We start from the raw sequence: 10,319 nt of genomic DNA, 5'->3' as shown, positions 1-10,319 counted from the left end.
GGGCTGCGTAGCAGCCCCGGCGATCCAACATGGGGCAGCAACCCTGGGGCTGCTACGCAGCCCTTTCGCGACACAAGGCCGCTCCTACAGTCGGAGTTTTTCAGGCGCGGTTCTTGAACGCTGCCAACGCTGGCAGGAGTTGCTGTTCGATGGCCTGGCGCACCGCCGGCAAAATGGTCGCGCTGCCGGTGTACATCTGCTCGACCATGCCCTTGAGCGCACGGGCGTTGGGTTCGGTGAGCCCGCGTACGACCACTTCACAGGCTTGCTCGGCGCTGGCCCCGGCGGGTATGTCGAAACCCCGGGCGCGCAGGTGGCCCAGCAGGTCGTCCTGGTCAATCAGATCCGCATGCATCATGGCTGTTGTCCCTTCTGTCGCTAAGAGAGTGCTGCTGTTGTTTGCGACCGATTCTGTGTCGCCAGCGACACGCCGGCAAGGGCTGATTGTGGGGATGGCTGCTTTGGCTAAGAACAGGTCGTTTACGGCTAAATCAGCTCGACCACGAGCCAGCACACTGGAGTCATTCACGGCACCGAGGGTTTGGTCACCCTCCCTTCTCGCACAGTGGATGTTGCTCGCTCTTGGCCCCGGATGCTCACGGCATCCGGGGTTATTTTTTGTCCGCTTTTGCGCTCAGGCAGCCGCTAACCGGAGGGTTCTGCCGACGTATTCACCCGCCGGCAGATCCTGCTGCCCACGTTGCAGATCCTCTAGCAACTCGACGCTTCGGCTGCCGAACGGCGCAGATTTTGGCCCCGCCAGGTCCACATGCAGCAACATCTGCTCGCTGGCGGCCAGCGCCTGGTCAAACCCCTCGCGGTGCAGGCTGTGGTAGAGGTGCAGGCGCTTCTTGTCGAAGCCGATGATCTGCGTCTGCACCCACACGTCGGTATCGAGCTTCACCTCGTGCAGGTAATTGATATGCGCCTCCAAGGTAAACAGCGAATGCCCGCTTTGCCCGCGGGCGTCGGCATCCAGGCCGATGCGCTCCATCAGCGCATCGGTGGCATAGCTGAAAATCAGCAGGTAATAGGCGTCGCGCAGGTGGCCGTTGTAGTCGACCCAATCCTGTTGGACCTGCGTGCGGTAGGTGATCAGTGCTGGCATCGCCGCCTCCTTTATTCGGCGAAGCTCATGCCGTGCCGGGCCTTGCTCTCGCTCACTGCCTGCAATACCGCCAGCAGGGTGTCGTCGCGGTAGCGCTCAAGTGCGGCGATGCTGCGCTCGCCCAGTTGCTGCGAGGTGCCATCGACCACGGCGTCGATCAGTTGCTCGGTAAGGGCAGGGGCTGGCAGGTAGGTCCAGGGGAGCTGCAGGGCCGGGCCGAACTGGGCCATGAAGTGGCGCATGCCGGCATCGCCTCCGGCCAGGGTGTAGGTGAGGAAGGTGCCCATGAACGACCAGCGCAGCCCGGCGCCGAAGCGGATTGCATCGTCGATTTCGCCGGTGCTGGCCACGCCATCGTTGACCAGGTGCAAGGCCTCGCGCCACAGCGCTTCGAGCAGGCGGTCGGCGATGAACCCCGGGACTTCCTTGCGCACATGCAGCGGTCGCATACCGAGCGCGGTGTAGATGGTTTTGGCTGTTTCGATGGCCTCGGCGCTGGTGTGCTGGCCGCCGACGACTTCCACCAGCGGCAGCAGGTACACCGGGTTGAACGGGTGGCCAACCACGCAGCGTTGAGGGTGGCTGGCCGAAGCATAGAACTCGCTGGGCAGCAGGCCTGACGTGCTGGAGGCGATGATCGCCTCGGGCTTGGCGGCGGCGCTGATCCTGGCGTGCAGGTCGAGCTTGAGGTCAAGGCGCTCGGGCGCGCTTTCCTGGATGAAGTCGGCATCGCCTACGCAGGCCTCAATGGTATCGACGAAGCGCAGCCGGCCCTGGCTGGCACCTGGCGCCAGGCCTTGCTTTTCAAGGGCCGGCCACGCATTGGCGACGCGCTGGCGCAGCGCGGTTTCGGCGCCGGGCGCCGGGTCCCAGGCGATCACGTCAAGGCCGTGGGCCAGGGCGCGGGCCACCCAGCCGCTGCCAATAACGCCGCTACCGAGGGCGGCGAAGGTTCGAATGGTGCTGATCAAAGGCATGTCGGGTTCTCGCTTGGGGCTGAAGGTGATGGGCAAAAGGCTCAGCGGCGCTTGAGGTTCATTTTTTCGCGGCCTTCGGCCGGGGTCAGCACGCGGGCGCCGAGGCGGCTGATGATTTCCACTGCGCGCTCCACCAACTGGCCATTGCTGGCGAGTACGCCGCGGTCCAGGTACAGGTTGTCTTCAAGGCCCACCCGCACGTTGCCGCCCAGCAGCACCGCCTGGGCGGCCATGGGCATCTGCATGCGGCCGATGCCGAAACCGGCCCAGGTGGCGTTGGCGGGCAGGTTGTCGACCATGGCTTTCATGGTGGTGGTGTCCGCCGGCGCGCCCCAGGGGATGCCCAGGCACAGCTGGAACAGCGGGTCGTGCAGCAGCCCTTCCTTGATCATCTGGCGGGCAAACCACAGGTGCCCGGTGTCGAAGATTTCAAGCTCGGCTTTTACCCCCAGTTCGGTGATGCGCTTGGCCCCGGCGCGCAGTTGCGCCGGCGTGGACACGTAGATCGCGTTGCCGTCGCCGAAATTGAGCGTGCCGCAGTCCAGGGTGCAGATATCCGGCAGCAGCGCCTCGACGTGGGCCAGGCGCTCCAGTGGGCCAATCAGGTCGGTGCCTGGGCCAAACGCCATGGGGTTCTCGCCGGGGCCGATTTCCAGGTCGCCGCCCATGCCGGCGGTGAGGTTGACGATGATGTCCACATCGGCCTCTCGGATGCGCTCCATGACCTCGCGGTATAACGCCACGTCACGGCTGAAGCGGCCGGTTTGCGGGTCGCGGACGTGGCAATGAACCACGGTGGCGCCGGCCTTGGCGGCCTCGACGGCGGCGGCGGCGATCTGTTGCGGGGTGACCGGGACCAGGTGGCTCTTGGCGACCGTGTCGCCGGCGCCGGTGAGGGCGCAGGTGATGATGACGTCTTGGTTCATGGCGTGTTCCTTGGGTGTCGGTGGTGGCCTTTTCGCGGGGCAAGCCCGCTCGCCACAAGGAGATATGCCTGGCGAAAACAGAGTTGTACAAAACCATAGAATCTCCCATGGCACCTGGGGATGGCCTCAACATTGCGACGGTGCGCGATCTCTGTGGGAGCGGGCTTGCCCCGCGAAAGGTTTTGTCAGTTGGCGGTGAGCTTGAGGTTTGCGGCGGCGGGCTTGCCGTCGAAGGTGGTCACCCCTTCGAGCCAGCGGGCCTTGTCCTGGGGGTGGTCCTTGAGCCACTGGCGCGCCGATTCCAGGGCATCCTTGTGGTCGAGCAGCGGTTGCATCATGCGGCTCTCGTCTTCGGCGCTGAATGTCAGGTTGCTCAGCAGGCGCTGGGCGTTTGGGCAGCGCTGGGCGTAGTCGGGCGCGGTGACGGTCCACACCGTGGCGCGGCCCTCGTCAGGCCCAAGGGCATCCTGGCTGTCGCCCAGGTAAGCCATGTCGATGTTCACGTTCATCGGGTGCGGCGCCCAGCCGAAGAACACCACCGCCTGCTTGCGGCGCACGGCGCGGTCCACGGCGGCGAGCATGCCGGCCTCGCTGGACTCGACCAGCTGGAACTTGCCCAGCCCGAACTGGTTCTTGGCAATCATGGCCTTGATCTGCGTGTTGGCCCCCGAGCCAGGCTCGATGCCGTAGATCTTGCCGCCGAGTTCTTTTTCGAACTTGTGAATGTCGGCAAAGGTTTTCAGGCCCTTGTCGGCCAGGTACTTGGGCACCGCAAGCGTGGCGCGGGCATCCTCCAGGCTGGGCTTGTCGAGCACCTTGACCTGGCCTGCGCTGACGAACGGGGTGATGGTCTGGGTCATGATCGGGTTCCAGTAGCCGAGGAACATGTCCAGGCGCTTGTCGCGAATGCCGGCGAAGATGATCTGCTGTGACGCAGTGGTCTGCTTGGTCTGGTAGCCCAGGCCGTCCAGCAGCACTTGGGCCATGGCGCTGGTGGCCATGACATCGGTCCAGTTGACCACGCCCAGGCGCACGTCCTTGCAAGTGGCGGGTTCTGCGGCAAACAGCGGAGCGGCAACGAAGCTGCTCAGCGCGAGGGGCAAGAGGCTGCGGCGGATCAAGCGATGCATGGTGGCTCTCCATCGGCAGTACGGATTGTTATGAAAGGCGGCCTCTGCGGGCCGTAGGAATACGCTACGCTGGCCCCCATCGGGCCAAGCGCACGCTGGCGACCGGAACTAGCACCCAGGCGACCAGATTGCTGGAGTCATCGATGCCGCAGACGATTGCGTTTTTCCTGATGCCGGGCTTTTCCGCCATGGGGTTCATTTCGGCGCTGGAGCCGCTGAGGGTAGCCAATCGGTTTGGCGGGCCGCTGTACCGCTGGCAGGTGCTGAGCCTGGACGGCGCAGCGGTGCAGGCCAGCAATGGCATGTCGGTCAACGCCGATGCCGCTTTGGCGCAGGCGGAGCCGGCGAGCATCGTGCTGGTGGTGGCGGGGTTCGAGCCCTTGGCACAGGCCACGGCGAAGCTGTTCGCGGCATTGCGCCGGCTGGACCATTCGGGCGTGATGCTGGGCGGCATCGATACCGGCGCGATGGTGCTGGCCGAGGCCGGCCTGCTCGATGGCTATCGGGCGACGCTGCACTGGGAGGCGCTTGAAGCCTTCAAAGAGCGCTACCCAAGGCTTGTGGCGACACAAGAGCTGTTCGAGATCGACCGCAGGCGCATTACCTGCGCCGGTGGCACCGCGTCGATCGACTTGATGCTGCACCTGATCGGCCAGGCCCACGGCAGTGAGCTTGCGGTGAAGGTGTCCGAACAGTTCGTGCTCGGCCGCATTCGCCAGCGCCAGGACCACCAACGCCTGCAGATCGGCGCACGGTATGGCATCAGCAACAAGAAGCTGATCCATGCCATTGGTGAAATGGAGAAACACCTCGAGCCGCCACTGAGCACGCTGGAGCTGGCCGCTGCCATCAAAGTCACGCGGCGCCAGCTTGAGCGCTTGTTCCGCGCCTACCTGAACGAAACACCGAGCAACTTCTATGTAGCGTTGCGGCTGGACAAGGCGCGCCAGTTATTGGCCCAGACCGACATGAGTGTCACCGAGGTCAGCTTGGCGTGCGGCTTTGAACTGCCGTCATATTTCACCCGGCGCTACAAACTGCGCTTTGGCAATTGCCCCCGCGAAGAACGGCGGCAGAGCCGTTAGCCTTGAGCCTGCGGCGCTGCCTGATCAGTCTTCTGCTGGCAGTTCATCGCTATTTTGCGACCACAGGTTGCGCAGGTAATCCGAGCGCTCGTCGCTGCGTTGCGCCATGCAGGTGTTCCAGGCGGTCTGGTACGCCTGGCTGGCGTCTTTCTCGGCGTAGGTCTCGACCTTGCAGTCGGCATCGCGCAGCTGTGCCCACAGCTTCCTGGCGGCGTCCATGCGCCCCACCAGGGCCGTAGCCTTGGCGTTATCGTCGGCATATTGGTCGCGGATGCGCTGTACCAGATCGTCATAGGCTGCCTGCAACTCACGCTCGGCAGTTTTCTTGTTGTAAGCGGCGCACGCATAACCTTGCTGGTCGGTTTCGACGTTGTCGCAGGGCGTGCTGTCTTCTTCGGCGGCGTGGGCGCCGCATGCGACGGCCAGCAGAACCAGCCATGCCATTGATTTCATCGGTCATCTCCTGAAACGGGCACACAAGTGGCCGACGGCGATTCTCGCTCACAGAGGCGGGGACGAACAGTGAATAAACCGCAAAATTGCGCGGTTCGATGGGGCGGCTGCAACTGGCAAATTTGCCAGTTTCGGGGCTTCGCGTCTGCCTTTAGGGTAAGAGCGGCATTCACTCTTTTAAGGAGACTCCAATGTCGGTCAAACGATACGGCAGGTTAGGGCGTGGGCTGCTGGTGACAGGCTTTGCGATGCTTGCGGGTTGCTCCAGTAGCACTACCGATGGTTCAAAAAACACACCAGTGCAAGGCGGTTTTCAAGGTCTTACCGTAATACTGTTTGAGCATACGGACATGAAGGGCGAGTCATGCACGGTTTACGTGCCTGCGGAGCAGTCTGTTTCGGTCGATGCAGCCTGTGGTGCAGGGTGGAGCCGCCGAGTTTCTTCTGCACGCGTACCTGCGTTCAATCAATGGCAAATGCTGTTTTTCCGAGGCAGCCATTGGAGAGACGAGGTAATGTACGCAAGTAACACCTTCAACGGAAAGCTGGATATCCCCAGCCTCACCACCCCGCCCAGCCCGCCACCGGACGACATGTTCATCGGTGGTGATGCCGACTTGAATGAGAACGTGCGCACACTCCATATGCAGCCCTATCTGGACCGTCGACCCATCACCCGCTAGCCGCCCTGCAGGCCTTCTGGTGGAGGGCCTGCATTTCACCCCGCGCGCCCCTTTGACGCTTTCGGCAAGCCCCCTGTCGTTTTTGCATCGGGTCGTCTGCGAGCACAGGCATATGCTGGCCCCAAAGCGCCGACACACGATTCGGTGCAGCCCAACTCTATAAAAGGGGACAGCCTGATGAGCCCAGCCGAACTTCACGCCGACAGCATCGTCATCGACGGCCTGATCATTGCCAAGTGGAACCGCGAGCTGTTCGAAGACATGCGCAAAGGCGGGCTGACGGCTGCCAACTGCACGGTGTCGGTGTGGGAGGGCTTCAAGGCCACGGTTGACCAGATCGCCGCCAGCCAGAAACTGATCCGCGAAAACAGCGACCTGGTGATGCCGGTGCGCACCACCGCTGACATTCGCAAGGCCAAGGAACTGGGCAAGACCGGCATCCTCTTCGGCTTCCAGAACGCCCATGCCTTCGAAGACCAGATTGGCTACGTAGACGTGTTCAAGCAGCTGGGCGTGGGCATCGTGCAGATGTGCTACAACACCCAGAACCTGGTCGGCACTGGCTGCTACGAGCGTGATGGCGGCCTGTCGGGCTTTGGGCGCGAGATCGTCGCCGAAATGAACCGTGTCGGCATCATGTGCGACCTGTCCCACGTCGGTTCGAAAACCAGCGAAGAAGTCATCCTCGAATCGAAAAAACCGGTGTGCTACTCGCACTGCCTGCCGTCGGGGCTCAAGGAGCACCCGCGCAACAAGTCCGATGAAGAACTCAAGTTCATTGCCGACCACGGCGGTTTCGTCGGCGTGACCATGTTCGCGCCGTTCCTGGCCAAGGGCATTGAATCGACCATCGACGACTACGCCGAAGCCATCGAGTACACCATGAATATCGTCGGTGAAGACTCCATCGGTATCGGCACCGACTTCACCCAGGGCCATGGCCAGGAGTTCTTCGAATACCTGACCCACGACAAGGGCTACGCCCGCCGCCTGACCAACTTCGGCAAGATCATCAACCCGCTGGGCATTCGTACCGTCGGGGAATTCCCCAACCTCACCGAAACCTTGCTCAAACGCGGCCATTCCGAACGTGTGGTGCGCAAGATCATGGGTGAGAACTGGGTCAACGTCCTCAAGGATGTGTGGGGCGAATAAGCCGCACTCCAAGCCTGCAAGCCCCTGCCAGCAACGCCGGGGCATCCAAATACAAAAATTTTCTGGAGTTGAGTTTCCATGGCCAAGATCGCCCCGCAATTGCCAATCGAAGTCGACAGCGAAACCGGTGTCTGGACCAGCGACGCCTTGCCCATGCTGTACGTGCCGCGCCATTTCTTCGTCAATAACCACATGGGTATCGAAGAAGTGCTGGGCGCCGAGGCCTATGCCGAGATTCTCTACAAGGCCGGTTACAAATCAGCCTGGCACTGGTGTGAAAAAGAAGCCGAATGCCATGGCCTGGAAGGCGTGGCGGTGTTCGAGCACTACATGAAGCGCCTGAGCCAGCGTGGTTGGGGGCTGTTCGAGATCGAAGCCATCGACCTGGACAAGGGCACCTGCAGCGTGCGCCTGAAGCACTCGGCGTTCGTGTATGTGTATGGCAAGGTCGGGCGCAAGGTCGACTACATGTTCACTGGCTGGTTTGCCGGTGCCATGGACCAGATTCTCGCTGCCCGCGGCAGCTCGATCCGCACCGTGGCCGAACAGGTCTACGGCGGGTCGGAAGAAGGCCACGAAGATGGCCTGTTCGTTACAAAGCCGTTGTAAGCCGGAGAGAGCGTCATGGCATTCGAAGCAATGTTCCAGCCGATCCAGATCGGCAAACTGACCATCCGCAACCGTGTGCTCAGCACCGCGCACGCGGAGGTCTACGCCACTGACGGCGGTATGACCACCGACCGCTACGTGAAGTATTACGAAGAGAAGGCCAAGGGCGGCATAGGCCTGGCCATCTGCGGCGGCTCGTCTGTGGTTGCTATCGATAGCCCGCAGGAATGGTGGGCCTCGGTCAACCTGTCGACCGACCGCATCATTCCGCATTTCCAGAACCTGGCTGATGCCATGCACAAGCATGGCGCCAAGATCATGATCCAGATTACCCACATGGGCCGTCGCTCGCGCTGGGACGGCTTCAACTGGCCGACCCTGATGTCGCCGTCGGGTATCCGTGAACCGGTGCACCGCGCTACCTGCAAGACCATCGAGGTGGAAGAGATCTGGCGCGTCATCGGCAACTACGCGCAGGCTGCCCGCCGCGCCAAGGAAGGTGGCCTGGACGGCGTGGAGCTGTCAGCTGTGCACCAGCACATGATCGACCAGTTCTGGAGCCCACGGGTCAACAAACGTACCGACGAATGGGGCGGCAGCTTCGAAGGGCGCATGAAGTTCGGCCTGGAAGTGCTCAAGGCGGTGCGTGCCGAGGTGGGCGACGACTTCTGCGTGGGCATGCGCCTGTGCGGTGACGAGTTCCACCCCGATGGCCTCAGCCACGAAGACATGAAGCAGATCGCGGCCTACTACGATGGCACCGGCATGCTGGATTTCATCGGCGTGGTCGGCTCGGGTTGCGACACCCACAACACCCTGGCCAACGTCATCCCCAACATGAGCTACCCGCCGGAGCCGTTCCTGCACCTGGCGGCGGGCATCAAGGAAGTGGTCAAGGTCCCGGTGCTGCACGCGCAGAACATCAAGGACCCCAACCAGGCCACGCGCATTCTGGAAGGCGGCTACGTCGACATGGTCGGCATGACCCGTGCGCACATGGCCGACCCGCACCTGATCGCCAAGATCAAGATGGGCCAGATCGACCAGATCAAGCAGTGTGTCGGTGCCAACTATTGCATCGACCGCCAGTACCAAGGGCTGGATGTGCTGTGCATCCAGAACGCTGCCACCTCCCGTGAATACATGGGCGTGCCGCACATCATCGAGAAGACCACCGGCGTGAAACGCAAGGTGGTAGTGGTTGGCGCCGGTCCTGCGGGCATGGAAGCCGCCCGCGTGGCGGCAGAGCGTGGCCACGATGTGACCCTGTTCGAGAAGAAAGACCAGATTGGCGGGCAGATCACCATTGCTGCCAAGGCGCCGCAGCGCGACCAGATCGCCGGTATCACCCGCTGGTATCAGCTGGAGCTGGCGCGCCTCAAGGTCGACCTGCGCCTGGGCACCGCTGCCGATGTCGCGACTATCCAGGACCTGCGCCCGGATGTGATCGTGCTGGCCGTGGGTGGGCACCCGTTCGTCGAACAGAATGAGCACTGGGGCGCCGCCGAAGGGCTGGTGGTCAGCAGCTGGGATGTACTCGACGGCAAGGTTGCGCCGGGCAAGAACGTACTGGTGTACGACACCATCTGCGAATTCACCGGCATGTCTACGGCGGACTTCATTGCCGACAAGGGCAGCCAGGTGGAAATCGTCACCGACGATATCAAGCCGGGCGTCGCCATGGGCGGCACCACCTTCCCGACCTACTACCGCAGCATGTACCCCAAAGAAGTGATCATGACCGGCGACATGATGCTGGAAAAGGTCTACCGCGAGGGCGACAAGCTGGTGGCGGTGCTGGAGAACGAATACACCGGCGCCAAAGAGGAGCGAGTGGTCGACCAGGTGGTCATCGAAAACGGTGTGCGCCCGGACGAGCAGCTGTATTACGCGCTCAAGGATGGCTCGCGCAACAAAGGCCAGATCGACGTGGAGGCGCTGTTTGCCATCAAGCCACAGCCGATCCTCAGCCAGCCGGGCGAGGGCTACCTGCTGTATCGCATCGGCGACTGCGTGGCCCAGCGCAACGTGCATGCGGCGATCTACGACGCCTTGCGGCTGTGCAAGGATTTCTGATCGCACCGCCTTTGTAGAGGCGGAACTGGCCCCCTGTAGGAGCGGCCTTGTGTCGCGAAAGGGCGGCGCAGCGGCCCCAGCATTTTGTCAGGCCTGAGAATGCTGGGGCCGCTGCGC

Annotated in this window: 11 protein-coding genes; 5 read left to right on the top strand and 6 right to left on the bottom strand. The window is 62.7% G+C overall.

What is annotated here, in order from left to right:
- Positions 1-100 precede the first annotated feature (100 nt).
- From HU720_RS23135 to choX, 5 genes are all read right to left on the bottom strand, one after another.
- Positions 101-358, bottom strand: a complete 258-nt coding sequence (locus tag HU720_RS23135) for a hypothetical protein (RefSeq protein WP_186523326.1) — start codon at positions 356-358, stop codon at positions 101-103.
- Between the two features lie 276 nt (positions 359-634).
- A complete protein-coding gene (locus HU720_RS23130) occupies positions 635-1,108 on the bottom strand; it encodes a thioesterase family protein (RefSeq protein ID WP_186523324.1) in 474 nt (157 codons plus the stop codon).
- A gap of 11 nt (positions 1,109-1,119) precedes the next feature.
- Positions 1,120-2,085, bottom strand: a complete 966-nt coding sequence (locus HU720_RS23125; protein WP_186523323.1) for an L-carnitine dehydrogenase — start codon at positions 2,083-2,085, stop codon at positions 1,120-1,122.
- Positions 2,086-2,126: 41 nt separating this feature from the next.
- Positions 2,127-3,011, bottom strand: a complete 885-nt coding sequence (locus HU720_RS23120; RefSeq protein WP_186523322.1) for a 3-keto-5-aminohexanoate cleavage protein — start codon at positions 3,009-3,011, stop codon at positions 2,127-2,129.
- 185 nt (positions 3,012-3,196) lie between these two features.
- Positions 3,197-4,141, bottom strand: a complete 945-nt coding sequence (choX, locus tag HU720_RS23115) for a choline ABC transporter substrate-binding protein (protein ID WP_186523321.1) — start codon at positions 4,139-4,141, stop codon at positions 3,197-3,199.
- Between the two features lie 143 nt (positions 4,142-4,284).
- Here choX and HU720_RS23110 point away from each other — a divergent pair, with 143 nt between their 5' ends.
- Positions 4,285-5,226, top strand: coding sequence for a GlxA family transcriptional regulator (locus tag HU720_RS23110; protein WP_186523316.1), 942 nt, complete (start codon positions 4,285-4,287; stop codon positions 5,224-5,226).
- A gap of 24 nt (positions 5,227-5,250) precedes the next feature.
- Here the strand turns inward: HU720_RS23110 and HU720_RS23105 are convergent, their stop codons facing one another.
- A complete protein-coding gene (locus HU720_RS23105; protein ID WP_186523314.1) occupies positions 5,251-5,679 on the bottom strand; it encodes a lysozyme inhibitor LprI family protein in 429 nt (142 codons plus the stop codon).
- A 191-nt stretch (positions 5,680-5,870) separates the two neighbouring features.
- Between HU720_RS23105 and HU720_RS23100 the strand changes: the two genes are divergently transcribed.
- The 4 genes from HU720_RS23100 (at position 5,871) to dgcA (ending at position 10,202) form a co-directional block, all read left to right on the top strand.
- Positions 5,871-6,362, top strand: a complete 492-nt coding sequence (locus HU720_RS23100; protein WP_186523312.1) for a hypothetical protein — start codon at positions 5,871-5,873, stop codon at positions 6,360-6,362.
- A gap of 177 nt (positions 6,363-6,539) precedes the next feature.
- Positions 6,540-7,517 carry a dipeptidase gene (locus HU720_RS23095; RefSeq protein WP_186523310.1) on the top strand — a complete coding sequence of 326 codons (978 nt, stop codon included), beginning with the start codon at positions 6,540-6,542 and terminating at the stop codon, positions 7,515-7,517.
- Between the two features lie 78 nt (positions 7,518-7,595).
- On the top strand, positions 7,596-8,126 hold the full coding sequence (locus HU720_RS23090; RefSeq protein ID WP_186523308.1) for a DUF5943 domain-containing protein: 531 nt from the start codon (positions 7,596-7,598) through the stop codon (positions 8,124-8,126).
- Positions 8,127-8,141: 15 nt separating this feature from the next.
- Positions 8,142-10,202, top strand: a complete 2,061-nt coding sequence (dgcA, locus tag HU720_RS23085) for a dimethylglycine demethylation protein DgcA (protein ID WP_186523306.1) — start codon at positions 8,142-8,144, stop codon at positions 10,200-10,202.
- The last annotated feature ends 117 nt before the right edge of the window (positions 10,203-10,319 follow it).

Source organism: Pseudomonas sp. SWRI51, from assembly GCF_014268825.1.
GTDB lineage: Bacteria > Pseudomonadota > Gammaproteobacteria > Pseudomonadales > Pseudomonadaceae > Aquipseudomonas > Aquipseudomonas farsensis.
The sequence above is the reverse complement of the archived record's forward strand: the minus strand, read 5'-3'. Positions and strand labels throughout refer to the sequence as shown.

Excerpts from the sequence above, each read along its gene's own strand:
- HU720_RS23095 (WP_186523310.1), top strand. The coding sequence starts at position 6,540 with ATGAGCCCAGCCGAACTTCACGCCGACAGCATCGTCATCGACGGCCTG.
- HU720_RS23110 (WP_186523316.1), top strand. The coding sequence starts at position 4,285 with ATGCCGCAGACGATTGCGTTTTTCCTGATGCCGGGCTTTTCCGCCATG.
- HU720_RS23135 (WP_186523326.1), bottom strand. The coding sequence starts at position 358 with ATGATGCATGCGGATCTGATTGACCAGGACGACCTGCTGGGCCACCTG.
- HU720_RS23100 (WP_186523312.1), top strand. The coding sequence starts at position 5,871 with ATGTCGGTCAAACGATACGGCAGGTTAGGGCGTGGGCTGCTGGTGACA.
- HU720_RS23105 (WP_186523314.1), bottom strand. The coding sequence starts at position 5,679 with ATGAAATCAATGGCATGGCTGGTTCTGCTGGCCGTCGCATGCGGCGCC.
- HU720_RS23120 (WP_186523322.1), bottom strand. The coding sequence starts at position 3,011 with ATGAACCAAGACGTCATCATCACCTGCGCCCTCACCGGCGCCGGCGAC.
- HU720_RS23090 (WP_186523308.1), top strand. The coding sequence starts at position 7,596 with ATGGCCAAGATCGCCCCGCAATTGCCAATCGAAGTCGACAGCGAAACC.
- dgcA (WP_186523306.1), top strand. The coding sequence starts at position 8,142 with ATGGCATTCGAAGCAATGTTCCAGCCGATCCAGATCGGCAAACTGACC.
- choX (WP_186523321.1), bottom strand. The coding sequence starts at position 4,141 with ATGCATCGCTTGATCCGCCGCAGCCTCTTGCCCCTCGCGCTGAGCAGC.
- HU720_RS23125 (WP_186523323.1), bottom strand. The coding sequence starts at position 2,085 with ATGCCTTTGATCAGCACCATTCGAACCTTCGCCGCCCTCGGTAGCGGC.
- HU720_RS23130 (WP_186523324.1), bottom strand. The coding sequence starts at position 1,108 with ATGCCAGCACTGATCACCTACCGCACGCAGGTCCAACAGGATTGGGTC.